Here is a 25889-nt window from a genome sequence, read left to right as displayed (position 1 = left end):
GTGTGGTGACGGGCGGCAGCGCAGTGGGGCACAGTTGTTGCATGCAGACTCGTGGGCGCTGGATCGGCTCGCAGCCGTGATGGGCGGACTCTCGGCACGACCGTGCATCGAAATCGAGGCCACCGCTCTGGCGACGGCCGACGGAGTCTCTGAACGCCAGACACAGTTGGCCGCGTTGGAAGACCTCGCATGACCTGGCTCGGGTGGGTGCTCGGGACCGTTGCGGCAGTCGGCCTCCTCTGGCTGGCTCTGTGGGCGTGGTATCGCCGCTGGCTGGCCAACGTGGCTCGCAAGGCATCTGAAGACAGCGAACTCGTCGACACACGGCTCGGCCCGGTCGAGTACGGGTTGCGCGGCGATGGGTACGTCGTGCTGCATTTCCACGGCGGCAACGTCGGTCACAACGGATGGTTCTTCCTCGAGCACCTCGTCACCGCTGGGTATCAGGTCCTGACGCCCGATCGCCCGGGCTACCTCGGCACTCCCATCGCCAACGGCCGTACGCCCGAGGAGCAGGCCGATCTGGCGGCGGCCCTGCTCGACTCGCTCGGGATCGCGACGGTCGCGGTCGTCGGCCTCTCGGCGGGAGGACCGTCCGCCATCCAGTTCGCGGCAAGGCATCCGGAGCGAACCTCCGCGCTCGTGCTGTTGTCGGCGATCTCCCAGCGCACGGGCCTCTCCGACGATCAGCTGAACAGCTCGCTCGGCCGGCTCGTCATGACTCCGCGGTACCAGAATGTCGCGTACTTCCTGATCAACCGGATGATGCACACCATGACGGCGGTGAGCATGCGCGACTTCGTCAAGACGGAGACCACCTACGACGCCGCCACCGGCAGGCGCCTCATCGAGCAGGTGCTGAACGACCCCGCGCAGAAGCGCCAAGTGCTGGCGATGAGCGACGCGATGGTGCCGGCGCTCCCGCGCTTCGACGGCGTGATGAACGACCTGCGCGTGCAGCGGGAGCTCGATGAGCTTCCGTTCGCCGAGGTCACGGCACCCACCCTCATCGTCGGTAGCCGGAAGGACGGGGACATCGGCTACGCCAACTCGGTCAACGCCCACGAGAAGCTCACCGGCTCCGATCTCGTCACGGTCGATCAGTTCGGCCACCTGATCTGGTGGGGGGATGCCGCCGTCACCAAGGAGTTCGAAGGCAGGATCGAAGCCTTTCTCGAACGGCACCTGCGGGGCGGAGAGGCGTAGAGCAGCGCCTCGCGGAGACCTCCCCGCACTCCCAGAAACCTGACTCCTCGACGCCAGAAATCGACCTCTCGCGGTCAGGAACTGACGCTTCGGCGCAGGCGGTGGGACGGACGCCGGCGGGGTGGGGCACAGTTGTGCGCATGGAGACTTGTGGGCGCTGGATCGGCTCGCAGCCATGACGGGTGAGCTCTCGGCACAACCGTGGATCGGGATCGACGAGGAGACGGAGCGGCTCTACCGGGTGGCGCTCGCGGTGCACGGTCCACTTGAGGCCGCCACCTTGGCGGAGGCCGGCGCGGTCTCCGAGGAAGCGGCCCGGGCCGCCATCGAGCGGCTCCGGAAGCTTGGCTTCGTGACGTCGTACGGGGTTCTTGCGCCCTACGCGGCGCTGCGGGTCCTCCACCATCGCCGGGTGTCCGAGCGACAAGCGCAGCTGGCCGAGCTCGAGACGGCGGCGAGCATGATCGACGATCTCTCCGCCGGGTTCGTGTCGGCGGCACCGGAGGTGATCGCGGTCCAGGGCATCGAGCTCGTGGTCGGCGTCGAGGAGGTGGGACGGCGTGCCGGTGCACTCATCGCCTCTGCGCGGAGCGAGCTGATGGTGCTGAACGCGCCGCCGTACGCCCAGAACGCTCTGCCGCCCTACGACGAGCTGCCCAAAGGCCCGCCGCCAGCCGAGTCCGAGACCGGCCTGGCCGTCCTGCGCGGAGTGCACGTGCGCAACGTGATGGCACCCGAGGGGCTGGACCTGCCCGGGCGGATGCCGGCGGTGAGCGAGCTCGCCGATCTGGGGATGGGGGTCCGGATCCGGGCCGACCTGCCGACAAAGCTGATGATCGCCGACCGGACGACGGCCATGCTGCCACCCTCGATGGTGGCCGACCCGCTGGAGTCGGCACTGATCATCCACGACGGTCTGCTCGCGAACGCATTGGTGCCGCTGTTCGAGGCGACCTGGGACACCGCGCTGCCGCTGGCGGCCGTTCAAGGGAACTCCGATGTCTCCATCGATCCGTCGGGCCCTCCCAGCGCAGAGGAGCGTGCTCTGCTGACCTTGCTCGCGAGCGGGCTCAAGGACGAGGCGATCGCTCGCCAGCTCGACGTCCACGTGCACACCGCGCGCCGCCGGATCACCGCACTGCTGGCCAAGCTCGGCGCATCGACCCGGTTCCAGGCCGGCGTCCAGGCAGGGCGCCGAGGCTGGCTGGAATGACGCGACGGCCGGGCTCCGATCGGGAGCCCGGCCGCCTGTGTCATTCGCGCCGGCTGGTTCTACCTCAGCTGGCGTCGCACTGTCCGGCCGGGCGGTCCCGCTTCACCAGGTTGGTGTGGCTGGTCGTGCCGTCGAACCACAGCACCCGCTTGCCCTCGTCGGCTGCGGCGTAGATCTGCTCACCGCGGCTGCAGGACATTCGCTGCGGGCCCTTCTTGCCGTCGACGGCCACCTGGAACAGCTTCGGAAGCGTCTCGTTGGCCCACCAGCTGGCGAACGGCATCGACGTGACGGTGACAGCATCGTCAGAAGCGGTCAGCGAGTAGGGGAAGACGGAGTCCTGGCCCGCTTCCGAAACCAGCGTGGCCAGGTTGCTCCCGTCGAAACCGGCCTTGCGAACCGCTGCCTGACCGTCGTCGGTGATGTCGTTGTCCTCGATCCAGAAGACGCCAGCCTCGGTGATCTGGGTCTGGCCGATGCCCATCACGTTGGCATGGTCCATCGGCATCAGGGTCTTGGTGCCCGCGACCGTGTCGAAGACCTCGACGCCGAGCCGGGGACCGTCGGCCTCGTACCACAGCTTCGCGTACGCGATCTTGCCGTCATGGACCGACGGCAGGGCCGTGGAGACGTACGGAGTGCCGGGGTCGACCAGGCCCTTCTCGCCGGTCTTCGTGTTGACCCAGCCGACGTGATCGGTGCCGGTGGTGTAGTCCGTGACGGTCTGGACCATGAGGTCACCGTCGACGGCCAGCGACGAGACCGGACCGTTGTGGCTGAACAGGACCGTCTTCGTCAGTCCACCGGCGACCGGCCGGGACTTGGCCAGGATCGAGGTGCCGGTGAACTCCATCCACACCACGTTCTTGCCGTCGGTGTCGGCGTACACGTTGTAGTTGCCGTTGTTGCTGCTCACCAGCTCAGGCTGCCCGCTCCCACTGGTGTTCCCCATCCACACCGAGTAGGGCTCGCTGCCGTCGTGGTTGCTCCGGGAAACGGCGTACTTGCCGCCGCCGGCGCCGACGCCGGTGTTGGCGATGTTGTTGTCGGCGATCAGGGTGTCGCTGTCGACGCCGAGCTCGCCTTCCCAGCCCGCCTCGATGCCGTGCGCGTCGAAGGCGGCTTCGACGACCGCCACCTGCGCCTTGGTGGCACCCAACTCCTGGGCGGCAGCGACCATCGCGGCGCGTCCGGCCATGAAGTCGTCGAGAGGGGTCATGTAGGACGACAGGGCACGGTAGACGATCTGGTCAGCGAGCTCGCCGCCGAGCTCCTCCCGGATGTCCCACAGGGCACCGGAGAAGATGGTGGAGTTGAGGTGCACGCCACCGTTGTCACCACGGTAGGTGACGCCGACGAAGTCGTCGTAGGTGGTCGCGCCGTCGTTCAGGTCGCGCAGGGCACAGTCACGCGGAGCGGCGGTCGTGCACAGGTCCTCACCGAGGAGCGCGGCGTCCGGGTCGTCCATCGAGGTGCCGTTCGCTTCGAGGTCGATCGCGTTGCCGAAGTAGTCGGCGATCGCCTCGTTCATCGCGCCGGACTGACCGACATAGACCAGGTTCGCACTGTGCTCGATGACGCCGTGGGTCATCTCGTGACCGACGACGTCGGTGTCGGCGGAGAAGGTGCGATAGTCGCCCCCGCCCTGGCCATAGACCATCTTGGTGCCGTCCCAGAAGGCGTTGTTGAACGGCTGACCGCCCTGGACCACGCCGACCAGCGAGTAGATGAAGCCGTCGTTGCCGTCGAGACCGGCGCGGCCGTGGTGGTTCTTGTAGTAGTCGTAGACCTTGCCGGCCGCCCAGTGCGCGTCCACGGCACCGGAGTCGGTGAAGTCAGCGCCGACCTCGGTGGTGGTCGAGCTGAAGTACTTGATCCCGGTGGGCCAGCGGCCGGATGCGGAGGCTGCCTCGCGCCCGCGGGCGTCGTAGGTCGCCAGCATCGTGCCCGTGTAGGGCGACGCCGGGTCGACCTTGCTGTAGTCGATCATCTGGTAGACGCCCTTGCCGTCCTTCCAGAAGTTCAGATCGACGGTCTCGCCGTTGTAGCGGACACCGGACACCTTGCTGACCAGCGGGTTGTCAGCGGTCGGCGCGACCTCCGGAGTCTCGGTGGTCTCGCCGATCTCGGCGGTGGTGGCGGCGGGCTCGGCGCCAGGTCCGCCGAAGGTCTTGATCGAGCTGTACTGCAGCACCGGGAATCCGGCGTTCGCGTCGACGTACACCTCCTGCTTCACGGCCATGCCGGTCTCATCCACACCGCTGACGGTGACGTGCCGGGTGAGCACGCCGGCGCCTTCAGGGAGCACGACGAGGCCGTTCACCTGACCGGTCAGCCGCGGCGCGGCGTCGTCGCCCTTCTGCACCGAGGACTTGCGGAGCAGCCCGCCGGGCTTGGCGTGGACCGCGGCGACGGCCCGCTCGATCGCGACCTGCTCGGAGACCTGCGGGGTGACCGAGTCGAGATCCAGCTCGGTGAAGTACTTCCCGGAGGTGCCGGTGACGACCCGCTTGCCGTCGCGCTTCTCCATCCGGACGAGGTACGTCCCGCCGAGGACCGGGACACCCCGATACTTCTGCTGGAGGCGCACCGTCTCCTTCGCGCCGTCGGACTCCGTGCCGACCGACTCGAGGTTCTTGCCCGGGTTGTCGATGTGGTAGCGGCCCGGCTTCGAGGCGAGGTGTCCGCGGGCGGCCGCAGCCGCACTGGCACCGTCGGTCCGCTCGCTCAGTCCGGTGACGAGGGCGGGGGTGTCGGTCTCCGATCCGGCGGCCGACACTGCCGGGGCCGAGGTTGCGGGGAGCGGCTCCGCGTGGGCGGTCGAAGCCGCCGTGCCGACGAGACCGGTTGCGACGATCAAGGCAGCGGCGCCCTGGCCGACGGCACTGCTGCGATGCTTCACGCCCTTTCGGGCGATCCTGGATGAACTCTGCATGGATGATCCTTCGAACGCACTGAGGTGAGTGGGGGTCGTGCCCTCATATGCAATGCCCTCGACGACCGGGCTGACCACGGTTTCCGGTGGTCACTAGTGCGCATCCACACTTGTGTGCACGCCTACGACCCGGCGCTCGCCGGGTCGTAGGCGCACCTGCCGCCGGCCGTCCGGCCGGCGGCAGGTGCTCAGGCGTCGACGAGGTCCCGGTCGCTGGTCTCCCCCAGCCTGACCAGGGAGAACACGCTCAGCAGGCAGAAAGCCGCGATGACCGTGGAGAGCATGACGGTGCTGGCGCCGGCCTTCTGCAGCGAGGCGAAGAGGAGCGGCGAGAGGCCCGCGCCCATGCCGGCGAGCTGGTAGCCGAGCGAGGCACCCGTGTAGCGCGACGAGGTCTTGAAGACCTCGCTCATCAGCGCGGCGAGCGGGCCGTAGAAGGCGGCATGGATGACCGACTGGCCCAGGACGACCGCGAGCACCAGCAGCGCAACACTGCCGCTGTCGAGCATCGGGAAGAGCAGGTAGGCGAAGACCGCGGTCGCGACGGCCGCGGCGAGGACCACCGGCCGGCGGCCGACCCGGTCGGTGAGCGCCGACCAGCCCAGGATGCCGATGACCGCGCCGGCCGAGGAGACCGTCAGCGCGTTGAGCACCGTCGGACGCTCGAAGCCGGCCCCGATGGCGTAGCTGATCAGGAAGGTGGTCAGCGTCCCCTGCACGACAAAGGCGCCCAGCCCGACACCGACGGCCAGCAGGAGCGTACGCGGGTGGTTGCGGAGGACGTCGAGCAGCGGCGTACGCGCCTCTGCCTTCTTCTCCTTCATCGCCTCGAACGCGGGCGACTCGGTCACGCTGAGGCGGATCCACAGGCCGACCGCGAGCAGGACGATGCTCAGCAGGAACGGCACCCGCCAGCCCCATGCGGTGAACTGCTCGGGCGTGGTGACCGAGGCCATCACCGCCATCACCGCGGTCGAGAGGACCATGCCGGCCGGGGCGCCGGCGTTGGTGAACGAGGCCCACAGCCCGCGCCGGGAGGTGGCGTGCTCGGCGGTGATCAGCACCGCGCCGCCCCACTCGCCGCCGATCGCGACACCCTGGACGACCCGGAGCAGGACGAGGAGAACCGGCGCGGCCGCACCGATCTGGCCGTACGTCGGCAGGCAGCCGATCAGGAAGCTGACCACACCCATGATCAGCATGGTCAGGACCAGCATCTTCTTGCGGCCGAGCCGGTCGCCGAAGTGACCGAAGATCACGCCGCCGAGCGGGCGCGCCAGGTAGCCGGCGGCGAAGGTGCCGAAGGACGCGATCGTGCCGGTCACCGGGTCGAGGTTGGAGAAGAAGACCTCGTTGAAGACCACGGCCGAGGCGGTGGAGTAGAGCAGGAAGTCGTAGTACTCGATCAAGCTGCCCGTGAAGCTGCTGGCGACGATCCGGCCCATCTGCGTACGTGGACCGGTCGTGCTACCACCGGAGGTGAGGGTCATGTGGGGGCTCCATTCAGGATTCCTGTTTATCAGGATTCCTGTCAATTCTGGGTGATGCACGTCACGCCTGTCAAGGAGCCCCCATGACCGGTCTAGAAGGTGAGCACCGGTTTCACCGTGGCGCCCGAGACCATGTCGGCGACGGCCGTCTGGATGTCCTCGAACGGGTAGCGCCGGACCAGACGGTCCAACGGCATCCGCCCGTCGGCGACCAGTTGCGCGAGGGCGGGGATGAGCGTGCGGGTCTCGGCGTCGCCGAGGGTCAAGCCGGTCACCCGCTTGCCGGGCAGCATCGCGTTCACGTCGATCCCCACCTCGATGCCGAACGGTGGCGCCCCGACGATGACCGCGGTGCCCCGGGCGCGGAGGGCGTCGACACCCTGGCGGAGTACGCCGGTGTTGCCGGTCGTCTCGACGACGCCGTCCGCGCCGCCGCCCGTCAGGTCCGTCAGCGCCGCGGTCAGGTCGTCGACCTTGCCGGCGTCGACGACGTCGGTGGCCCCCAGCTCGCGCGCCAGCTCGAGCCGCTCGGCCACCCGGTCCACCGCGATGATCCGGGTGGCCGGGGTCAGGCGTGCGGCCATCACCGCCGACAGGCCGACGGCGCCCGCGCCGAGGACCACCACCGACGACCCAGGGCGCGGGGCGAGCACGTTCCAGACCGCACCGACCCCGGTCTGCACCCCGCACCCGAGCGGCGCGAGCAGGGACAGGTCGGCCTCCGGGGCGACGCGTACGGCGCTGCGCTCGTCGACGACGGCGAGGCGGGAGAAGGAGGACTGACCGAAGAAGTGGCCACCGATCGACTCCCCCTCCCTCTGCACCGGCGAAGATCCGTCCAAGCGGGCGCCGCCGATGAGGTTGGCGGGAAGCCAGACGTCGCAGTAGGCCGGATGGCCGTCGCGGCACTGGGCGCAGGTCCCGCAGGAGGTGAACGACAGCAGCACCTGGTCGCCGGGTACGAGGCTGCGTACTCCGGATCCGACCTCCTCGACCACACCGGCGCCCTCGTGCCCGAGGACACCCGGGAGCGGGAACGGCAGCCCGCCGCTCGCCACGCCGAGATCGGTGTGGCAGAGCCCGGCGGCGACCATCCGTACCAGGATCTCGTCGGGACGGAGCGCGTCGAGCTCGACGGCTCCGATGGTGAACGGGGCTCCGGCAGACTCGACCACCGCTGCCTGGGTCGCGGTGCTCACGACTCCTCCTGAGGGGTCGGCGGAAGGGAGATGACGACGGAGCGGACCTTCGTGTACGCCTCGAGTGCCTCCGGGCCGTACTCGCGGCCGAAGCCGGACTGCTTGACGCCGCCGAAGGGCACCGCGGGGTCGAGCATCGCCCAGTCGTTGACCCAGACGATGCCGGCCTCGAGCCTGCCCGCGACGCGGTGCGCCCGGGTGAGATCCCGGGTGTGCAGACCGGCGGCCAGGCCGTACGCCGTGGAGTTGGCTAGGGCGACGGCCTCGTCCTCGTCCACGAACGACTGCACCGTGAGGACCGGCCCGAAGACCTCCTCGTTGACGACGCGTGAGTCCGCGGGCAGCCCGGTGATCACCGTCGGCGCGTAGTAGAACCCGTCGGTGAGGTCGCCGCCGAGCTCCGGACGCTCCCCGCCGGTGACGATCTGGCCGCCCTCCTGGCGGGCCAGGGCGACGTACTCCTCGACCTTCTTGCGGTGCTGGTCGCCGGCCATCGGGCCGATGACCGTCGCCGGGTCGCCCGGATCGCCGAGGGGTACGCCCGGGACGGCGTGCCGGAGGATGTCGACAACCGTGTCGTGGATCTCCGCGGCGACGAGCAGTCGCGGTCCGGCCATGCAGAACTGACCGGTGTTGAAGATGAAGGCCTTGATCACGGCGCCCACGGCGATCTCGATGTCGGCGTCGGCGAAGACCAGGTGCGCGCCGTTGCCGCCGAGCTCCATGGTGACCGGCTTCAGGTGCTCGCCCGCGACGCTCGCTGCCCGGCGGCCCACGGCCGTCGACCCGGTGAACGCGATCTTGTCGACTCCGGGGTGACGCAGCAAGGCGTCGCCCGCCTCCGGACCGGTCCCGGTCACGACGTTGAGTACGCCCTCAGGCACCCCGGCATCAGCAAGGAGCCGCGCCATGAACAGCGCACTGAGCGGGGTGTCGTCTGCCGGCTTGTGCACGACGGTGTTGCCGGCAGCCAGGGCGGCCGCGATCTTGCTGCTGGACAGGACCAGCGGGAAGTTGAACGGGGTGATGGCACCGACCACGCCCAGGGGCTCGCGCCGGGTGTAGGCGAGGGCAGCGATGGGCGTGTCCCGCACGGACCCGTCGAGGGTCTGCGCCAGCGCGGAGCAGTACTCGTACTGCTGGGCCGCGGTCTCGACGTCGACGTGTCGGGCCAGGGTCACGGGCTTCCCGACGTCTCGGCTCTCGAGCTCGACCAGCTCGTCGGCCCGCTCGCGGATCAGGTCCGCGACACGGTGCAGGATGCGGGCGCGGTCGCGGCCGCTCATCCGTGGCCACGGCCCGGTGTCGAAGGCCTCCCGGGCGGCCGTGACGGCGGCAGCGACGTCGGCGGCGTCGCCCGCAGGCACGCTCGTCAGCACCTTGCCCGTGCTGGGATCGGTGACGTCCATCCGGCGGCCGCTCATCGAACCGGTCGACCGGCCGCCGATGAAGAGCTGCTGGTCCTCGTACGTGGCGGGCATGTCAGTGGCCCTTCGCGCGGTGCGTCCCGACCGGCCGAGGGTCCTGGACCGGTCTGGGGCGGCCGGTGGGGGCGCTGGCGAGGATCCGGCCCATGTGCGTCCGTGGGCCGGCCGGGCATCTGCCGTCGGGGATGAGGGTCATTGCGGGCTCCGTTCAGGATTCCTGTTTATCAGGATTCCTGTCAATACTGCGTGGTGCCCGTCACCCCGTCAATAGGTGCGATGGTCAAAACGCTGGTCAGGCCAGCCCGAGCAGGCGGATCGCGTTCTCCTTCAGCAGCAGCGGCCGGACCTCGTCCTTGATCTCGAGCTTCTCGAGGTCGGCGAACCAGCGGTCGGGGGTGATAACCGGGAAGTCGGAGCCGAACAGCACCTTGCGGCGCAGCGGCCCGTTGAGCTGCTTGACCAGCTGGGGCGGGAAGTACTTCGGCGACCAGCCGGAGAGGTCGATGTGGACGTTGGCCTTGTGCGTCGCGATCGAGATCTGCACGTCGACCCAGGGGACGGCGGGGTGCGCCATCACGATCTGCAGGTCCGGGAAGTCGGCGGCGACGTCGTCGAGGAGCAACGGGTCGGAGTAACGCAAGCGGATCCCCCTTCCGCCCGGGAGCCCGGCGCCGATCCCGGTCTGGCCGGTGTGGAAGAGCGCGACCACGCCGAGCTCCTCCAGCGTCGCCCACAACGGGCGGAAGTCGGGGTCGGCCGGCGAGAACGCCTGCAGGCCGGGATGGAATTTGAACCCGCGTACGCCGTAGTCCTCGGCGAGACGACGGGCCTGCTTCACGGCGGCCTCGCCCTTGCGGGGATCGACGGAGCCGAACGGGATCAGCACGTCGGCGTGCTCGGTCGCACGCTCGGCGATCTCCTCGCTCGACAGCGGCGGGTGGTCGAGGCCGGTCGAGGCGTCGACGGTGAAGATCACCGCCGCCATGTCGCGCTCGCGGTAGTAGGCGGCGAGGTCGTCGACGGTCGGGGTGCGTGGGTGGTCGCCGCGGAAGTAGGCCGCCGAGGCGTCCATGAGCTCCTGGTCGAGCGAGAAGTGACCGTGATGGTCGGCCTCGACGTGGGTGTGCATGTCGAGGGCTCGGATCGAGGCGGTGTCGATGCGGGGCTGGTAGCGGGTCATCGGGTGGTTCCTTCCGGGGTGCCGTACAGCTCGCGGACCCGGGACTTCAGCAGCTTCCCGGAGGCGTTGTGCGGGATCTCGTCGACGAAGACGACGGCCTTGGGGATCTTGTAGCGGGCGAGCCGTCCGTCGAGGTGTTTCAGCAGTTCGGACTCGGTGAGGGCGGAGTCGGGGCGGCGTACGACGACGGCGCGGCCGACCTCGCCCCAGCGCTCGTCGGGGACGCCGATGACGGCGGCCTCGGCGACGCCGGGATGGGTGTAGACCGCCTGCTCGACCTCGGCGGGATAGACGTTCTCGCCGCCACTGATGTACATGTCCTTCACCCGGTCGACCACATAGAGGAAGCCGTCGTCGTCGAGCATCGCGACATCGCCCGTACGCAGCCAGGGCCCGTCGAAGGCAGCCTCCGTCGCCGCTTCGTTGTGCCAGTAGCCGGGAGTCACGTTCGGACCGCTGACGTGCACCTCACCGGCCTGTCCGGGAGCCGCCTCCTCGTTGCCGGGCGCGACGACGCGTACGTCGGTGAAGAAGCAGGGGGTGCCGGCCGAGCCGAGCTTGTCGAGGCCGTCGCCGGCGCGCAGCATGGTCGTCCCCGGAGAGGCCTCGGTCAGGCCGTAGCCCTGGATGATGTGCAGGCCGCGGCTCTGCCAGGTGTCGAGGAGCGTGCGCGGGATCGGCGCACCGCCGCTCAGGGCCGAGCGGAGACTGTCGAGGTCGGCGGTCGCCCAGGTCGGCTCCTGGGCGAGCGCCTGGTACATCGAGGTGACGCCGAAGAGCAGCGTGACCCGCTCCCGCTCGATGGTGGCGATCGCGGCGGCCGGGTCGAAGCGGGCCGCGATGAGGGAGGTACCTCCCTTGAGGAAGGTCGGGAGCAGCACCTGGTTGAGCGCGGCGGTGTGGAACAGCGGCGCGGTGACCAGGGCGATCTCATCGGAACGTACGTCGACGTCGACGAGCAGGTTGAAGGCGTTCCAGGCGATGTTTCCGTGCGTCAACATCACGCCCTTGGGGCGGCCGCTGGTGCCGGAGGTGTACTGGATCATGAAGACGTCGTCCAGCCCGACCTCGACGTCGATCCGCTCCTTCGACGGCACGGCGAGGGCTTCCAGCCCGTGACCGCCGACGGCGGTGAACCGATGGCTCGGCAGCCCGAGGGCCGCCACCGCGTCGGAGGAGACCGCCTCGTCGAAGTCGTCGGCGTGGACCAGCAGCGCGGGCTCGGCGTCGGTGAGGATCCAGGCCAGCTCGGGCGGCGCCAGCCGGGTGTTGAGCGGCAGGAAGACCGCCCCCAGCCGCGCGGTGGCGAAGAGGGTGACCGCGAGCTCGATCGAGTTCAGGCCGAGGAAGGCCACCCGGTCGCCGGCCGCGACACCGCGGGCGCGCAGCCCGTGGGCGACCTCCTCGACGAGACGGTCGACCTCGGCGTACGTCACCACCGCGTCGTCCTGCACGAACGCCCGGGCGCCAGGGGTCATCCGGGCCCGGCGGGCGGGCCACGATCCGATGCCGCTGTCCAACATGTCGATCCTCGTTCGTCTCGTGGGCTCAGCCGAGCCCGAGGTCGGTCTTGATCTCCAGCAGTCGCCGCAGCGCCTGGTCGCGGCGCGCGACGAGGTCCTCGGCAGAGGTGCCGTCGAGCTCCTCGTCGACCCCGTCGACCAGCTTCTCGACCAGCCCGGCGGTGAGCTTCGGGTGACCGAGGTCGTCCCACCATTCGACCATCGGCGGGCCGAGATGCTCGAGCACGTGCCCGAGCCCGCCCGGGCCGCCGGAGAGGTGCTGGGTCGCGAAGGGGCCGAGCAGGGACCAGCGCAGGCCGGGCCCGTCGGCGATCGCGGTGTCGATGTCGGCGACCGAGACGATGCCCTGGTCGACGAGGTGGTACGCCTCGCGCCACAGCGCCGCCTGGAGCCGGTTCGCCACGTGCCCGGGCACCTCGCGGCGGATGTGGATGGGACGTTTGCCCAGGTGGCGCAGGGTCTCCAGGGCAGCGTCGACCGCCTCCGCCGACGTCGCCGATCCGCCCACGACCTCGACCAGCGGCACCAGGTGCGGCGGGTTGAACGGGTGCGCCACGAGCACCCGCTCCGAATGATGGGTGCAGGCGTCCTGGAACGTGCTCGGCATCAGGCCCGAGGAGCTGCTGGTGAGAAGTACGTCGGGAGCCGCGGCGGCATCGAGGGCAGCGAAGATCTCGCGCTTGACCTCGAGCCGCTCAGGGCCGCTCTCGAGCACCAGGTCAGCATCGCGTCCGACCTCCTCGAGGCCTTCCGCGAACCGCAAGGATCCCTCCGGGATCTGCGCCCGCAGCCGCTCCTCGGCGCCCTCGGCCGGATCCCAGGCGACCACGTCGAGCCCGTGCTCGAGCCCGAGCACCACCCAGCTGACCCCGATCGCGCCGGTGCCGACGACCCCGAGCGTACGAACGTTCTCTCCGCTCCTCATGCGGTCCTCCTGCTCAGTGCGCCCGAGGTCGCCAGCTCGACGAACGAGTCAAGAGAGGCCGGGTCGGCGAGCGCGTCCCGGCTGGCGACGTCCTCAGGACGTACGCCCTGCAGGATGCGTTTGGCCGGCAGCTCGAGCTTCTTGCCGGTGAGGTTGCGTGGCACCGCGGGCACCTCGATCACCTGGTCGGGGATGTGCCGCGGGGAGAGCGCCGACCGCAGCGCGCGGACCAGTCGGGCGCGGAGGGGATCGTCGAGCCGGATGCCCCCGTCGGTGACCACGAAGAGCAGCAGCTCGCCGTTGCCTCCGTCGGGGTCCTCGAGGTGGACGACCAGCGAGTCGGCGACACCGTCCACCTCCTCGGCGACGCGGTAGAACTCGGCGGTGCCGAGGCGTACGCCGCCTCGGTTGAGGGTCGCGTCGGAACGGCCGGCGACGTGGCAGCTGCCGTTGTCGTGGAAGAGGATCCAGTCGCCGTGGCGCCACACGCCGGGATAGTGGTCGAAGTAGGCCGCGCGATAGCGGCTGCCGTCCTCGTCGCCCCAGAAGCCGACCGGCATCGAGGGCATCGGCGAGGTGATGACGAGCTCGCCGAGCACGCCGGTGACCGGATGGCCGGACTCGTCGTAGGCGTGGGCGTCGACGCCGAGGCAGCGGCCGGAGATCTCGCCGGCGTAGACCGGGAGCAGCGGGTTGTTCTGCACGATGCCGGAGCAGACGTCGGTGCCACCGCTGCCGACGTTGATCTGCGCCCCCGGGAGCTGGTCCCGGAGCCAGGCGTAGCCCTCCGGCGGAAGCGAAGCTCCGGCCGAGCCGAGGACACGAACCCGCAGGTCACCGATGTCCTTGAGCTGGACGCCATCCTTGCGGCAGGCCATCACGAACCCCGGGCTGGCGCCCATGACGGTCGCGCCGGTCGAGGCCGCGAGCCGCCACTGCCAGGTGAGGTCGGGGTGCATCGGGTTGCCGTCGACCATGACGATCGAGGAGCGGACCAGGAGCGAGGAGACCAGGGCGTTCCACATCATCCAGGCGGTGGTGGAGAACCAGAGCATCCGGTCCTCGGGCCCCATGTCCCACGAGAGCGCATGGTTCTTGAGGTGCTCGAGCAGGATGCCGCCGTGGCCGTGGACGATCGCCTTCGGCCGGCCGGTCGTGCCGGAGGAGAAGAGCACCACCAGCGGGTGCTCGAAGGGCACCGGCTCGAAGGCGAGCTCGGCATCGTCCTCCGCATCGAGCAGGGAGGTCCAGGAGAGCGCGTCGTCGACCCGGTGCGCCCCATACTCCACGTCGATCACCTGCCGCACCGACGGCAGCTCGGCCCGGATCTCAGCCACCTGGGAACGCCGGTCGACGTCCTTGGCGCCGTAGCGGTAGCCGCCGGCGACCAGCAGCACGACAGGCTCGATCTGGGCGAAGCGGTCGATGACGCTGCGCGGCCCGAACTCGCTGGCGCAGCTCGCCCAGGTCGCGCCCAGGCTGGCGGCGGCGAGGTACGCGACCAGGGCCTCGGGGATGTTGGGGAGGTAGCCGGCGACGCGGTCGCCGCGGCGTACGCCCAGCTTCTCGAGCGCCGCCCGCGCTCGGGCCACCTGGTCGCGCAGTTCGCCGAAGGTCAGCTCGATGTCGTCACGGGTCTGCGAACGGCCGAGCACCGCGACCCGGTCCACGTCCTCGTCGGTGCCGAGCGCGTGCTCGGCATAGTTGAGCAGCGCTCCCGGGAACCAGCGCGCCCCGGGCATCTCCCGGGAGGCGAGGACGGTGTCGTACGGAGCGTGCGCCCGCACCTCGAAGAACTCCCACACCGCCGACCAGAAGCCGTCGAGGTCGGTCACCGACCAGCGCCACAGCTCCTCGTGGGTGGTCATCTCCAGGTCGCGCTCGCGGGCGAGCCAGGCCAGGAACTCACCGACGCGGGAGGTGGAGAGTACGTCCGCCGGCGGCGTCCAGACGATGTCGCCCTGCTCGATCTGCTGCTGGGTCGCGCTCACTGGTCCGTCACCTTCTTGGCCCTGCCGTCGAGGAAGTCCTGCATCCGCCCCTTCGCATCGTTGGTCCCCTGCGCGATCGCGGCCATCAGCGACTCCATCAGGAAGCCGTCTCGAGGGTTGGCCTCGGCGATCCGCGGCAGCGCCTGCACGACGGCGAAGTTGGTCTGCGGCGCGTTCTGCGCGATCCGGCCGGCCAGCTCGAGGGCGGTCTTGCGGCCGGTGCCGTCGGCCACGGCGTACTGGCTCAGGCCGAGTCCCAGCCCCTCCTGCGCGTCGTAGCGACGGCCGGTCAGCATCATGTCGGCCATCCGGGAGACCCCGATGAGCCGCGGGACGCGCACCGAGGCGCCGCCGCCGACGAAGAGCCCGCGCTGCCCCTCGGGCAGGGCGTAGAAGGTGGACTCCTCCGCGACCCGGATGTGCGCGGCGGCGGCGAGCTCCAGCCCACCTCCGACCACGGCCCCCTTCAGCGCCGCCACGACTGGGACCGGCCCGAACTCGATCTTCTCGAAGACCCGGTGCCACATCCGCGAGTGGCTGACCCCGGCGAGGGTGTCGCGCTCGGTCATCTCGGAGAGGTCGAGCCCGGCGCAGAAGTGGTCGCCGTCCGCGTCGATGACGACGGCGCGTACGTCCGGCTCGAGGCCGTCGAAGAACCGCTCGATCCCGAGCACCGCCTCGTCGCTGAGCGCGTTCCGCTTCGCGGGGCGGGCGAGGGTCAGCACGGCGATGTCGTCGACGCGCTCTGCCCTCAGGGCATCGGGAAGGGGGGTTCCGAGCATGATGAACTCCTCATGATTGACAGGAATCCTGATAATCTCAGAAGTAGCCGCTCCCCGCAAGCGAAGCGATGCTTGAATGACCGCATGACCGACGCACCCCTGCTGCTCTACGTCGTCAAGCAGCTCGAGCTCGCCACCCGAGCCCGCCTCGACGCCGTCCTGAAGGAATCAGGGGTCACGGCCCTGCAGTACACCGCCCTCTCGGTGCTCGAGCGCCGCCCCACGATGAGCGCCGCCGACCTGGCCCGCGCCTCGTTCGTACGAGCCCAGTCCGCCGCCGACCTCATCGGTGCCCTCGAGCGCCGCGGCCTCATCGAGCGCAGCATCGACCCCGACAACCGGCGCCGGATGCTGATCAGCCTCACCACCGAGGGCCGCGCCTTCCTCGATGCGTACGACCCGCGCGTCGAAGAGCTCGAGGAGCAGATGCTGGCCGAGCTCGGACCCGAGGACCGAGAGTCGTTCCGTACGTTCCTCGACACCGCGCGCCGGGCGCTTTCCTAGTCAACGATCACCATCCCGCCCGAGGCAAAATTAGGTTAGCCTCACCTCATGAGACCCCACCTCGTCGCCGTCACGACCGCTGCCCTGGCCCTGGCTCTGTCCGCCTGCTCCTCCGACATCGCCGACGACGACGGCGCGAAACCGGCGTCGGGTGCTTCCTCGGTTCCCGACGGTCCGTGGAGCTTCACCGACGGCTCGGGCGAGGTCGTGAAGCTCGATGAGGCACCGACCCGGATCATCGCGCACGCTCCGGCGGCCGCCGCGCTGATCTCCTATGGCATCCGCCCGGTCGGCATCTACGCCGACGAGCCGGTCGAGACCGACCCGAACCTGGACGGCGTCGACCTGACCGACATCGAGGTGCTCGGCGAGGAGTGGGGCTCGATCGACGTCGCCAAGGCGTCCACCCTGAGCCCGGACCTGATCGTCGCCGACTGGTGGCCGGCGGAGAAGGCCCACTCGGGGCTGGAGAACGGCACCAAGGCGAAGAGCAAGAAGCTCGCCGAACTGGCTCCGGTCGTCGGCCCGTCCCAGGGCGGCTCGATCCTGAACCTCGCCGAGGGTTACGAGGATCTCGCCGAGAGCCTCGGCGCCGACGTCGAGAACTCCCAGGGAGCCAAGGACAAGGCGGCCTTCGAGAAGGCGCGCGACGGCTTCGTCGCGGAGATGAAGGACAAGGACCTGACCGCCCTGGCGGTCTCCCCCGCCGACGACCTGCTCTACGCCGCCAACCCGGAGTACGCCCCGGAGCTGCTGGACTTCACCGAGTGGGGCCTGCAGGTGGTCGCGCCGGACTCGCCGGACCCGGACTTCCCCTACTGGGAGAACCTCAGCTGGGAGAACGCCGACAAGTACCAGCCCGATGTCCTGCTGATCGACAGCCGCACCTTCGTCGACGCCAAGAAGACGGCGGAGGGCCAGCCGACCTGGACATCGATCCGCGCGGCCGAGGCCGGCCAGGTCATCGAGTGGCCCGCCTTCTGGCTGCACACCTACGGCGACTACGCCGAGGCCCTGACCAAGCTGACCGCCGACCTGGCCGACGTCGACGACACCATCGGCGACTGACTCCGGCGGAGACCATCCGGTGATTAGTTCTGTCGCCACCGCGACACCCGCACCGGTACGACGGCGAGCCTCCGGGCTCGCCGTCGGCCTGCTGCTGCTCGTCGCGCTCGTGCCCATCCTCGCCTTCCTCAGCGTGACCCTCGGATCGCGCGACATCGCACTGAGCGAGGTCCTCGACGCCTTCCGGCACTTCACGAGGTCGACCTCGGTCGAGGACACCGTGACCGTACGTCTGCGGGTCCCGCGCACCGTGCTCGGACTCCTCGCGGGCGCGGCTCTCGGGCTCGCCGGCACCCTGCTGCAGGGCCTGACCCGCAACGCCATCGCCGATCCGGGGATCATGGGCGTCAATGCCGGGGCGGCCTTCGCCGTGGTCGGCTCGATCACCCTGCTCGGCATCGGCTCGCTCGGGTTCCACGTCGTCGCGGCGTTCGCCGGAGCACTCGCGGCGACCGTGCTCGTCTACTCGGTGGGCTCGCTCGGGCGCGACGGCGCGACGCCGGTGAAGATGGCCCTCGCCGGGGCCGCGATCACCGCCGGGCTGACCGCGGTGACGACCGGGCTGCTGCTCACCGACCTCGATGCCCAGCAGCAGTACCGCTTCTGGCAGGTCGGCTCGCTGGCCGGCCGCTATGCCCCGATCGTGACGGGCGTGGCTCCGTTCCTGCTGGTCGGCATCGTGCTGGCGCTGCTGTGCGGCCGCTGGCTCAACGCGCTGGCCCTGGGCGACGACGCCGCTCGCGGGCTGGGAGTCTCCCTGACACGTACGCGCATCCTGTCGTTCCTGGTGGTCGGGCTGCTCTGCGGTGCCGCGACCGCGGCGTGCGGTCCCATCGTCTTCGTCGGTCTGGTGGTGCCGCACGTGGCGCGTTTCCTGTGCGGTCCCGACTATCGCTGGGTGCTGCCCTATTCGATGGTGCTGGGCGCCCTGCTGCTGCTCGGCGCCGACATCCTCGGTCGCGTCCTGGGCGGCACCGGCGAACTCCAGGTCGGCGTGGTCCTCGGCATCATCGGCGCCCCGTTCTTCGTGCTCCTCGTCCGCTACGCCCGGCTGGCGGACCTATGAGCGTCATGCCCCAGACCGTGACGGCCCTGCGGCGCACGCGGCGCAGCCGTCGGGTCCGCGCGGGCGTCGTACCTGTCGCCCTGCTCGTCGTCGCCGCCGTCCTGGCCCTGCTCACGCTCTGCTTCGGCTCGGTCCAGCTCAGCCTCGACCAGGTCCTGGCCTCGCTGCTCCATCTGCGCGACCACGCCGCGGTCGACTTCATCGTGCGCGACCTGACCGGGCCGCAGGTCAAGGCGGCCGTGTGCGTCGGGCTGGCTCTCGGCGCCGCGGGCACGATCTTCCAGCAGCTGCTGCGCAACCCGCTGGCCTCCCCCGACTTCGTCGGCATCTCCGCGGGCGCGAGCGTCGCGGCCGTCGCCGGTATCGCGGTGCCCGCCCTCGGCGGGGTGAGCATCCCACTGCTGGCCTTCGGCGGCGGCTTGGTCACGGCCGCGGTGATGTACGTCCTTGCCTGGCGCGACGGCATCACCGGCTATCGCTTCGTGCTGATCGGGATCGGCACCGCGGCCTTCTGCACCGGTGTCACCGGCTATCTCCTCACCCGTACCTCGCTCACCGAGGCCCGGGCCGCGCTGCACTGGCTGACCGGATCGATCGGGCAGGCCGGCGACGCGGAGAACAACGCGCTCCTGGTCGCCATCGTCGTGCTGGTCCCGCTGGTGCCGCTGCTCCAGCGGCTGCTCCGCGCGGTCGAGCTGGGCGACGACACCGCCCGCGGTCTGGGCGTACGCATCGAGGCGACCCGGCTCGCGCTGATCGCGACCGGCGTCCTGCTGACCTCGTTGGCCACCGCGGTCGCCGGGCCGATCGCGTTCGTTGCCCTCGTGGCCGGACCGATCGCCGACCGGATGCTCGGCAGTGCCCGCGGCGGCATCGTCGCCGCCGGTGCGGTCGGGGCGATCGTGTGCCTGATCGCGGACTACGTCGCCATGAACCTGCTGCCGGTCGAGGTCCCGACCGGTGTCGTCACCGGCGCCGTCGGCGCGCCGTACCTGCTGTGGCTCATCGCCACCACCAACCGGAGAGGGATGGGCGGATGACCCAGCCGGAAACGACCCAGCCCGAAACGACCCTGGCGCCGCGGCTCGCGGCGCGCGAGCTGACGCTGGGTTACGACGACCGGGTGGTCGTCGACCGGCTCGACCTCGACGTCCTCGACGGGCGGGTGACCGCGATCGTCGGCGCCAACGCCTGCGGCAAGTCGACGCTGATGCGGGGCCTCGCCCGGCTGCTGCGCCCGTCCGCCGGCGAGGTGCTGCTCGACGGGACCCCGATCCTCGACCGCGGCTCCCGCGAGGTCGCCCGGGTCCTCGGGCTGCTCCCCCAGACCCCGGTCGCCCCGGACGGCATCACCGTCGGCGATCTGGTCTCGCGCGGACGGCACCCGCACCAGGGCTGGTTCCGCCACTGGAGTGCGCGTGACGAGGAGGCGGTCGCCGAGGCGCTCGCCGCCACCGATACCGGCGAGCTCGTCGACCGCCCGCTGCGCGCGCTGTCCGGGGGCCAGCGCCAGCGGGTCTGGATCGCGATGGCGCTCGCCCAGCAGACCGATCTATTGCTGCTCGACGAGCCGACGACCTACCTCGACATCAGTCATCAGGTCGACCTGCTCCGGCTGCTGCGTACCCTCAACCGGGAGACCGGGCGCACCATCGTCACGGTGCTGCACGACCTCAACCTGGCCTGCCGCTACAGCGATCACCTCGTGGTCATGGCCGACGGCCGGATCCTCGCCGAGGGACCGCCGGCCGAGGTGGTCACCGCGGAGGTCGTCGAGAAGGCGTTCGGGTTGCCGTGCGTCGTCGTGCCCGACCCGGTCGCCGGTACGCCGATGGTGGGCGACTGAGCCGAGCACGACGGCCGCTCAGATCAACTCGGCTCAGCCGATCGCGATCTCGTTCGGCTGCTCGGAGAGCTCGACCGAGGCGGTGACCTCACCGGAGGTGAGGTCGACGGCGTGCACGGTGTTGCTGGCCGGCTCGGTGACGTACGCGATGTCGCCGTTCACCTTGATCGCCGGGTGCGGGTCCTGCCACTCCGCCGGCCCCTCCCAGGGCTTCACGACCGGGAACTCATCGGTGATCTTGCCGGTCACGGGGTCCAGGACGTGGATCGAGCCGTCGGTGGCGAGGATGTAGGCCAGGTCCTCCGGGCCGCGCGCCACGTCGCGGAAGGTGTACTCGACGCCCTCGGGCAGCGCGACCGGCTTGAAGGTGCTCTTCTCGGTGTCGACGAGCGTGACCGTGTCGAGCAGGTAGCCCTCGGCGTCGGGGTCGGTGTTGTAGTCGCCGACGATGATCGGGCTGGTCTCCGAGACGTACGCGTTGCCCATCCGGCCGAACTCGTCGGGCGCCTGGAGCTTCTCGAACTCGCCGTCGCGGTAGAGCAGGGCGCCGTCCTCGCAGCCGAAGACCACCGCCTCGTCGGCCGCGGTGCCCTCACCGTGGATGCCGGGGCACGTGTCGTTGGCAGCGATCTCCTTGAAATCGGCACCGTCGGGCTCGAGCGCGATCGCTCCCGAGCGGCTCTCCTCGGTGCCCACGGTGGTCAGCAGGGTGCCGTCCTCGAGCACGATCGAGACGCCGTGGTGGGCGTCCGGCGCCGTCCAGGTCGTCGTCTCCGGGAGCTTGCCTGCGTCACCGAGCGCGCCGGTCTCGAAGATGGTCGTCTCGCCGCTGCCATCGGCGTAGAGGACGGTCTTGTCGCCGTGGTGGACGACGTGCCCGCCGGTGTCGGCCGGGAAGACGACGTCGGTCAGTTCAGGGGTCCGGGTGTCGAGCACCTGGAAGCCCTCGCTCGTCGTGACCATGAGGTTTCGGCCGTCGCCGACCGAGTTGAGACGTACGAACTCCTCGGTCTCGAACTCGTCGACGACCTCGAGGGACTCGGCGTCCAGGACGGCGATCCCGTTGGCGTAGGACACCGCGAGACGGCTGCCCTCGTCGGCCTTCGGGGTCGTCGACTCGTCGCCTTCGGCAGTGGATCCGCACGCCGAGAGCGCCAGCGATACGCCGGCCACCGCCGTGACGGCTCGGAGGGCACGGTTCTGTGGGGCCCTGTTCTGTGGGGTGAGCATGGTGTCCCTTTCAATCGGTGGGCCCTGGCGAGAGCCCGCTGGTGATGCGCTCGGTGTTGGCGCGCATCATGGTCAGGTAGGTGTCGGCGCCCTGGCCGTTCTCGGTCAGGGACTCTGTGAACAGCTCGCTGACGCCGACATCGACGCCCGCCTCGTCGGCGAGCACCTGGATGAGGCGGTCAGGCTGGGAGGACTCGGCGAAGATCGTCCGTACGTCGGCCTGCTCGATCGCCTCGGTCAGGTCGCGCAGGTCCGCGGCGCTGGGCGCGGCCAGGGTCGTCCCGCCCGGGATGACTGCGCCGACGACGCGGAACCCGAACCTCTCTGCCAGGTAGCCGAACACGTGGTGGTTGGTGACCAGGCTGCGGTTCTCCGCCGGGATGCTCTCGAAGGAGTCGGTCATCTCCTGGTCGAGCTCCTCGAGCTGGGTTCGGTACGTGTCGGTCGCCTGTTCCACGGCCCTCTCGTCGATGCCTTCGATGTCCTTCGCAGCCGCTTCCAGCCCGTCGACTACGTCGCGCATCCGCGCCGGGTCGGTCCAGAAGTGCGGGTCCGGTGTTCCGGCAGACTCCCCGTCGGCATAGTCGAGGACGTCGATCTGCTCACCTGCGACGTACGTCTCGACGCCGGCCTCGGCCGCCCGGTCCAGGTGCTGCTGGAGGCCCTCCTCCAGCCCGAGCCCGTTGGAGACGACCAGGTCTGCGTCGCGCATCATCGCGGCCTCTTGGGCCGAGATCTCGAAAGAGTGCGGGTCTGCGTTGGGCCGCATCAGGGTGGTGACCTGGGCGGCGTCGCCGACGGTGCTGGCGACGACGTCGCCGAGGATATTGATGGTCACGACGATGTGGGGGCGGTCGTCGCCGTCGGCTGCTCCGGCGCAGCCGGTGAGTGTCATCGCGACGGCCACGACGCCGATCAGGCGCCTCATCGGCCCGTCTCCGTGAAGAACACCGGGGCAGTGGGCGTCTCGAGCGTCCTCGCGATCCGTGCCTTGTCGGCGTAGTCGATCTCGTGGACGACCCCCTCCGCCGGCACGTTGAGGTAGGCCCGCTCCTGGTCGACGACCAGGTCGACCCCGGCGGCGGCCTCGCTCAGGTCCACGAGCGGCTCGGTCGCGGCGAGCTGCTCGCCGTCCTCGGCGGCGAAGACGCGGACACGGCCGGTCGTGTCGAGGGCGAGCACGTGTCCCTCCTCGTCATCGGCGGCCACCACCTGGCGCAGCGGTACGCCCGCGTCGAGGTGGCTCCAGGTCCGCTCGCGGGTGTCGAGGAGCCAGATCCCGGCCCTGCCCGAGAGCGCCGCCACCGTCGGGCGGCCCTTGCGGCCGTCGAAGCTCATGGCCCGCGGTGCCGTGGTGCCCTCCGGATACTCGACTCGCTCGAAGCTGGGCTCGCCGTCGGTCTCGGTCGCCAGCACCGCGCCGTCGGCGCAGCCGACGAGCACGCCGACCTTGGTCGTGATCGTGCCGCTCGCCTGGGCGCAGGTGATCTGGTCCCCGTCGGCGTTGCCGTCCGCATCGTGATAGCGGAGCCCGGTGACCGCGCCACCGTCGGCGACCGTCACCAGAGCACCGTCGCCGAGCGGGGCGACCAGCCCGTCGTGCGGCTCTTCCTCGACCCGGAACAGCTCGCGCACCTCACCGTCGGCGAGGGCCTTGTTGTCGAGCAGGATCGCCTCGCCGCTGCCTTCGAAGAAGACCCCGGCCGTCGACAGCGGACCGGTCGCCACCGTGGCGTCGCCGTCCCCCTCGACCGTGCCCACCAGCGTCGGCTTGCCGCGGTAGTAGTGGAAGTGGTCGCCGTGGTCCCAGGTCCACATCCCGCTGTCGACGATCTCCACGCCGTCCGCGGTGGTCGCGAACAGGTAGCGGCCATCGGATTCGACCGCGCTCGGAGCGCCGATGGTCCCGACCTCCGCCGAGCTCTCCTCGAGGAGGTCGAGCTGGGCGACCGCGCCGCCGGCGTCGATGGTGGTCAGGTGCAGCTGTGGCTCGGCGACCTCCTGCGCGCCCTCGACGGCGCCATGGTCCTTCCCGGCGCCGGAGTCGGCGCTCTGGTCATCGGCCGCGGGTGTGCCGCATCCTGCGGCGGCGACCAGCGTCAACCCTGTGACGATGCCGGCGAGTGTCCTGCGGTGCATGAGGTCCTTTCGAAGGTGGGGGACGGACGTCGAAGGAGACCGAGGCCGCTGTGGAGCAACCCCGAGGTGACCGCGGTGAGGATGGCCGCGCAGGCGATCGACGCCCCGGCGGCGGTCCCCGCGTACCAGGACGCGGTCAGGCCGATGAAGACCGCAGCGGCGCCGATCACGGCGGCGCAGGCCATGGTCGTGGGGATCCGCCTGGTCCACTGCCCCGCGGCCACGGCCGGCGCGAGGAGCAGCGCGATCACGAGCAGCGAGCCGACCGCCTGGTAGGACGCGACCACGGCGAGGGTCACCAGACCGACGAGCATCACCTGTGCCAGCTGCGGGTGCAGGCCCAACGTACGGGCGATCCGGGGGTCGAAGGCCGAGGCGACGAACGCCCGGTGGAAGCCGGCGGCGATGGCCAGCGTGACGGCCAGGGCGACCGCGAGGACGGTGACGTCGTCGGGCCCGAGGGCGAGTACGTCGCCGAACAGCATCGCCGTCGCGTCCGTGGCGAAGCTGCGCGAGTGGGAGATGATGATGACGCCGAGCGAGAGCATCGCCACGAACAGCAGCCCGATGCTGGTGTCGTAGGTCAGTCTGCCGCGGCGCTGAAGCGCTCCGATCGTCGCGCTCATGACGATCGCGCTCACCGCGCCGCCGAGCATGACGGGGGCGCCGAGGACCGTCGCGAGGGCGACGCCCGGGAGCATCCCGTGCCCGATCGCCTCGCCGAGGAACGCCATCCCACGGATCACGACCCAGGTGCCGACGACCCCGCAGATGGCCGCCACCAGCACCCCGCCGGCCAGCGCCTGCAGCATGAAGTCGGTCCGGAACGGCTCGATGATCGATGACACGGAGCGGGACTCTAGCGCTTAATGAGAATGGTTACCAATTGCTATAGTGACGCAGGTGCTCCCACTCGACCAGACCGAATCGCCACACCTGTCCGCCCTCGACCTCTGCTTCGGCTACGACAGCCAGGACGTGATCCACGAGGTCAGCGCGGCATTCCGGGCCGGGGCGGTCGCCGCCGTCGCTGGTCCTAACGGGTCAGGGAAGTCGACCTTCGTCGAGCTGCTCGCCGGGGTGCGGAGCCCACGGCGCGGTTCGGTCATTCGCCGCGGGCGGCTCGCTCTGGTCGTGCAACGACCCTCGACCCCGGATGCCCTCCCGGTGACGGTCCGCGACGTCGTCGCGATCGGAACCTGGAGGCGGGGCGGTCGGCGCGCCGAGCGGCGAGCCGCCGTCGCGGAGGCGATCGACCGAGTCAGCCTGACCGGCCTCGAGGGCCGTACGTTCGGCGAGCTCTCCGGCGGACAGCGCCAGCGCGCCCTACTGGCTCAGGGCATCGTCCAGCGTGCGGAGATCCTGCTGCTCGACGAACCCGCCGCGGGACTCGACGCCGCCAGCCGGCAGCGCACCCGCGAGATCCTCGCCGAGGAAGCCGCCCGCGGCACCACGATCGTGTGCGTCACCCATGACGAGGAGAGCATCACCGCCGCCGACCACGTCATCCGGTTCGAGGCCGGCCGCATCGTCGCCTGAGCTCGGCGCGGACCCGACCCGGTTGAACGTGGCAACGCCGGCCACGATGAGGGCCAGCGCGACGGCGAGGCCGACACCGATGCGCTCCCCGAAGATCGGCACGGCGACGACGGCGGTCAGCACCGGGCTCACCGCACCACCCACGGAGGCCCGGCCGCTACCGAGCGCCTTGACGGAGAAGGCGTAGCAGAGCGTCGACATCAGACCGGTCCCGATGCCCTGGAGCAGGGTGAGGAGCAGCACGTCGTCGAGCTCGGCGGTGCCCGCGAGCAGGTGCGACGGCATCGCGCCGAACGAGGCCAGCACGAGCGCGGCCAGGCTCGAGACGGTGCAGATGGTCAGCACCATCTGCAGGAGCGTCAGGCTCGTACGCTGCAGGCCCGACGTGAACACCGCCCAGGCGAACCCGCCGACGAGCAGCAGCCCGACCCCGCCCAGGGACGCGCCGCCGCCGACCAGGAACCCACTCACGGCGACACCTGCGGTGATGAGTCCCAGCGCGACCACCCGCCGCGGCGACATCGAGGCCCGGCCACGCGCCAGCGCGAGCAGCGTGACGAAGAGCGGCACCGTGCCCGGCACCAGCATCCCGGTGAGCGCGGCGCTGGTCAGCTGGGCGCCGAAGG

At 70.4% G+C, this 25889-nt stretch carries 21 protein-coding genes and 1 pseudogene; 8 read left to right on the top strand and 14 right to left on the bottom strand.

All coding sequences use genetic code 11. The features are described 5' to 3' along the window. Positions 1-189: 189 nt before the first annotated feature. Both ABZY89_RS01285 and ABZY89_RS01280 read left to right on the top strand, forming a co-directional pair. The gene (locus ABZY89_RS01285; protein WP_355224007.1) at positions 190-1206 is read left to right on the top strand and encodes an alpha/beta hydrolase; all 1017 of its coding nucleotides are present in this window, start codon (positions 190-192) and stop codon (positions 1204-1206) included. 175 nt (positions 1207-1381) lie between these two features. Further along, positions 1382-2419, top strand: coding sequence for a hypothetical protein (locus tag ABZY89_RS01280; RefSeq protein WP_355224005.1), 1038 nt, complete (start codon positions 1382-1384; stop codon positions 2417-2419). Between the two features lie 64 nt (positions 2420-2483). On the opposite strand, the gene ABZY89_RS01275 is transcribed toward ABZY89_RS01280, so the two are convergent. From ABZY89_RS01275 to ABZY89_RS01235, 9 genes are all read right to left on the bottom strand, one after another. Beyond that, on the bottom strand, positions 2484-5354 hold the full coding sequence (locus tag ABZY89_RS01275) for a M4 family metallopeptidase (protein ID WP_355224003.1): 2871 nt from the start codon (positions 5352-5354) through the stop codon (positions 2484-2486). A 188-nt stretch (positions 5355-5542) separates the two neighbouring features. Further along, on the bottom strand, positions 5543-6844 hold the full coding sequence (locus tag ABZY89_RS01270; protein ID WP_355224001.1) for an MFS transporter: 1302 nt from the start codon (positions 6842-6844) through the stop codon (positions 5543-5545). A gap of 92 nt (positions 6845-6936) precedes the next feature. After that, positions 6937-8043, bottom strand: a complete 1107-nt coding sequence (locus ABZY89_RS01265) for an NAD(P)-dependent alcohol dehydrogenase (RefSeq protein WP_355223999.1) — start codon at positions 8041-8043, stop codon at positions 6937-6939. Further along, entirely contained in the window at positions 8040-9524 is a 1485-nt protein-coding gene (locus ABZY89_RS01260) for an aldehyde dehydrogenase family protein (RefSeq protein ID WP_355223997.1), read from the bottom strand. Before ABZY89_RS01260 ends, ABZY89_RS01265 begins: the two co-directional genes overlap by 4 nt. Positions 9525-9762: 238 nt before the next feature. Then, positions 9763-10650: a 4-hydroxyphenyl-beta-ketoacyl-CoA hydrolase gene (gene couO, locus ABZY89_RS01255; RefSeq protein ID WP_355223995.1), complete on the bottom strand. Its 888-nt coding sequence runs from the start codon at positions 10648-10650 to the stop codon at positions 9763-9765. Beyond that, entirely contained in the window at positions 10647-12173 is a 1527-nt protein-coding gene (locus ABZY89_RS01250; protein WP_355223994.1) for a long-chain fatty acid--CoA ligase, read from the bottom strand. The genes couO and ABZY89_RS01250 overlap by 4 nt, the downstream gene beginning before the upstream one ends. Before the next feature lie 25 nt (positions 12174-12198). Beyond that, positions 12199-13098 carry a 3-hydroxyacyl-CoA dehydrogenase NAD-binding domain-containing protein gene (locus ABZY89_RS01245; protein WP_355223992.1) on the bottom strand — a complete coding sequence of 300 codons (900 nt, stop codon included), beginning with the start codon at positions 13096-13098 and terminating at the stop codon, positions 12199-12201. Then, the gene (locus tag ABZY89_RS01240) at positions 13095-15089 is read right to left on the bottom strand and encodes an acetoacetate--CoA ligase (protein ID WP_355223990.1); all 1995 of its coding nucleotides are present in this window, start codon (positions 15087-15089) and stop codon (positions 13095-13097) included. Before ABZY89_RS01240 ends, ABZY89_RS01245 begins: the two co-directional genes overlap by 4 nt. Further along, positions 15086-15871, bottom strand: coding sequence for a crotonase/enoyl-CoA hydratase family protein (locus ABZY89_RS01235; RefSeq protein WP_355223988.1), 786 nt, complete (start codon positions 15869-15871; stop codon positions 15086-15088). Before ABZY89_RS01235 ends, ABZY89_RS01240 begins: the two co-directional genes overlap by 4 nt. Positions 15872-15955: 84 nt before the next feature. Between ABZY89_RS01235 and ABZY89_RS01230 the strand changes: the two genes are divergently transcribed. The 5 genes from ABZY89_RS01230 to ABZY89_RS01210 are packed head-to-tail and all read left to right on the top strand — an operon-like array spanning position 15956 to position 20355. Next, on the top strand, positions 15956-16375 hold the full coding sequence (locus ABZY89_RS01230; RefSeq protein WP_350660113.1) for a MarR family transcriptional regulator: 420 nt from the start codon (positions 15956-15958) through the stop codon (positions 16373-16375). A 48-nt stretch (positions 16376-16423) separates the two neighbouring features. Next, positions 16424-17443 carry an ABC transporter substrate-binding protein gene (locus ABZY89_RS01225; protein WP_355223986.1) on the top strand — a complete coding sequence of 340 codons (1020 nt, stop codon included), beginning with the start codon at positions 16424-16426 and terminating at the stop codon, positions 17441-17443. Positions 17444-17462: 19 nt separating this feature from the next. Continuing rightward, positions 17463-18509 carry an iron ABC transporter permease gene (locus ABZY89_RS01220; protein WP_355223985.1) on the top strand — a complete coding sequence of 349 codons (1047 nt, stop codon included), beginning with the start codon at positions 17463-17465 and terminating at the stop codon, positions 18507-18509. A gap of 5 nt (positions 18510-18514) precedes the next feature. Then, complete coding sequence (locus tag ABZY89_RS01215) at positions 18515-19549, top strand: iron chelate uptake ABC transporter family permease subunit (protein ID WP_355223984.1); 1035 nt, start codon at positions 18515-18517, stop codon at positions 19547-19549. Continuing rightward, positions 19546-20355, top strand: coding sequence for an ABC transporter ATP-binding protein (locus tag ABZY89_RS01210; protein WP_355223982.1), 810 nt, complete (start codon positions 19546-19548; stop codon positions 20353-20355). The genes ABZY89_RS01215 and ABZY89_RS01210 overlap by 4 nt, the downstream gene beginning before the upstream one ends. A gap of 33 nt (positions 20356-20388) precedes the next feature. On the opposite strand, the gene aztD is transcribed toward ABZY89_RS01210, so the two are convergent. The 4 genes from aztD to aztB are packed head-to-tail and all read right to left on the bottom strand — an operon-like array spanning position 20389 to position 24572. Further along, positions 20389-21585, bottom strand: a complete 1197-nt coding sequence (gene aztD / locus ABZY89_RS01205) for a zinc metallochaperone AztD (protein ID WP_355223980.1) — start codon at positions 21583-21585, stop codon at positions 20389-20391. A gap of 10 nt (positions 21586-21595) precedes the next feature. After that, a complete protein-coding gene (aztC, locus tag ABZY89_RS01200; protein ID WP_355223979.1) occupies positions 21596-22513 on the bottom strand; it encodes a zinc ABC transporter substrate-binding protein AztC in 918 nt (305 codons plus the stop codon). Then, the gene (locus ABZY89_RS01195; RefSeq protein ID WP_355223977.1) at positions 22510-23724 is read right to left on the bottom strand and encodes an ABC transporter; all 1215 of its coding nucleotides are present in this window, start codon (positions 23722-23724) and stop codon (positions 22510-22512) included. Before ABZY89_RS01195 ends, aztC begins: the two co-directional genes overlap by 4 nt. Then, positions 23685-24572: a zinc ABC transporter permease AztB gene (gene aztB / locus ABZY89_RS01190; protein ID WP_355223975.1), complete on the bottom strand. Its 888-nt coding sequence runs from the start codon at positions 24570-24572 to the stop codon at positions 23685-23687. The genes ABZY89_RS01195 and aztB overlap by 40 nt, the downstream gene beginning before the upstream one ends. Positions 24573-24627: 55 nt before the next feature. Here aztB and aztA point away from each other — a divergent pair, with 55 nt between their 5' ends. Continuing rightward, positions 24628-25263, top strand: a complete 636-nt coding sequence (gene aztA, locus ABZY89_RS01185) for a zinc ABC transporter ATP-binding protein AztA (protein ID WP_355223973.1) — start codon at positions 24628-24630, stop codon at positions 25261-25263. A 36-nt stretch (positions 25264-25299) separates the two neighbouring features. On the opposite strand, the pseudogene ABZY89_RS01180 reads toward aztA, so the two are convergent. Continuing rightward, positions 25300-25785 (bottom strand): annotated as a pseudogene (locus ABZY89_RS01180) (EamA family transporter); the annotation flags it as partial. Positions 25786-25889: the final 104 nt, after the last annotated feature.

It is taken from the genome of Nocardioides sp. NPDC006303 (genome assembly GCF_040613175.1).
Classification (GTDB): Bacteria; Actinomycetota; Actinomycetes; order Propionibacteriales; family Nocardioidaceae; genus Nocardioides.
This window is presented reverse-complemented; position numbering and strand designations above follow the sequence as displayed.

Excerpts from the sequence above, each read along its gene's own strand:
- ABZY89_RS01285 (WP_355224007.1), top strand. The coding sequence starts at position 190 with ATGACCTGGCTCGGGTGGGTGCTCGGGACCGTTGCGGCAGTCGGCCTC.
- ABZY89_RS01280 (WP_355224005.1), top strand. The coding sequence starts at position 1,382 with ATGACGGGTGAGCTCTCGGCACAACCGTGGATCGGGATCGACGAGGAG.
- ABZY89_RS01275 (WP_355224003.1), bottom strand. The coding sequence starts at position 5,354 with ATGCAGAGTTCATCCAGGATCGCCCGAAAGGGCGTGAAGCATCGCAGC.
- ABZY89_RS01270 (WP_355224001.1), bottom strand. The coding sequence starts at position 6,844 with ATGACCCTCACCTCCGGTGGTAGCACGACCGGTCCACGTACGCAGATG.
- ABZY89_RS01260 (WP_355223997.1), bottom strand. The coding sequence starts at position 9,524 with ATGCCCGCCACGTACGAGGACCAGCAGCTCTTCATCGGCGGCCGGTCG.
- couO (WP_355223995.1), bottom strand. The coding sequence starts at position 10,650 with ATGACCCGCTACCAGCCCCGCATCGACACCGCCTCGATCCGAGCCCTC.
- ABZY89_RS01250 (WP_355223994.1), bottom strand. The coding sequence starts at position 12,173 with ATGTTGGACAGCGGCATCGGATCGTGGCCCGCCCGCCGGGCCCGGATG.
- ABZY89_RS01245 (WP_355223992.1), bottom strand. The coding sequence starts at position 13,098 with ATGAGGAGCGGAGAGAACGTTCGTACGCTCGGGGTCGTCGGCACCGGC.
- ABZY89_RS01235 (WP_355223988.1), bottom strand. The coding sequence starts at position 15,871 with ATGCTCGGAACCCCCCTTCCCGATGCCCTGAGGGCAGAGCGCGTCGAC.
- ABZY89_RS01230 (WP_350660113.1), top strand. The coding sequence starts at position 15,956 with ATGACCGACGCACCCCTGCTGCTCTACGTCGTCAAGCAGCTCGAGCTC.
- ABZY89_RS01225 (WP_355223986.1), top strand. The coding sequence starts at position 16,424 with ATGAGACCCCACCTCGTCGCCGTCACGACCGCTGCCCTGGCCCTGGCT.
- ABZY89_RS01215 (WP_355223984.1), top strand. The coding sequence starts at position 18,515 with ATGCCCCAGACCGTGACGGCCCTGCGGCGCACGCGGCGCAGCCGTCGG.
- ABZY89_RS01210 (WP_355223982.1), top strand. The coding sequence starts at position 19,546 with ATGACCCAGCCGGAAACGACCCAGCCCGAAACGACCCTGGCGCCGCGG.
- aztD (WP_355223980.1), bottom strand. The coding sequence starts at position 21,585 with ATGCTCACCCCACAGAACAGGGCCCCACAGAACCGTGCCCTCCGAGCC.
- aztC (WP_355223979.1), bottom strand. The coding sequence starts at position 22,513 with ATGAGGCGCCTGATCGGCGTCGTGGCCGTCGCGATGACACTCACCGGC.
- ABZY89_RS01195 (WP_355223977.1), bottom strand. The coding sequence starts at position 23,724 with ATGCACCGCAGGACACTCGCCGGCATCGTCACAGGGTTGACGCTGGTC.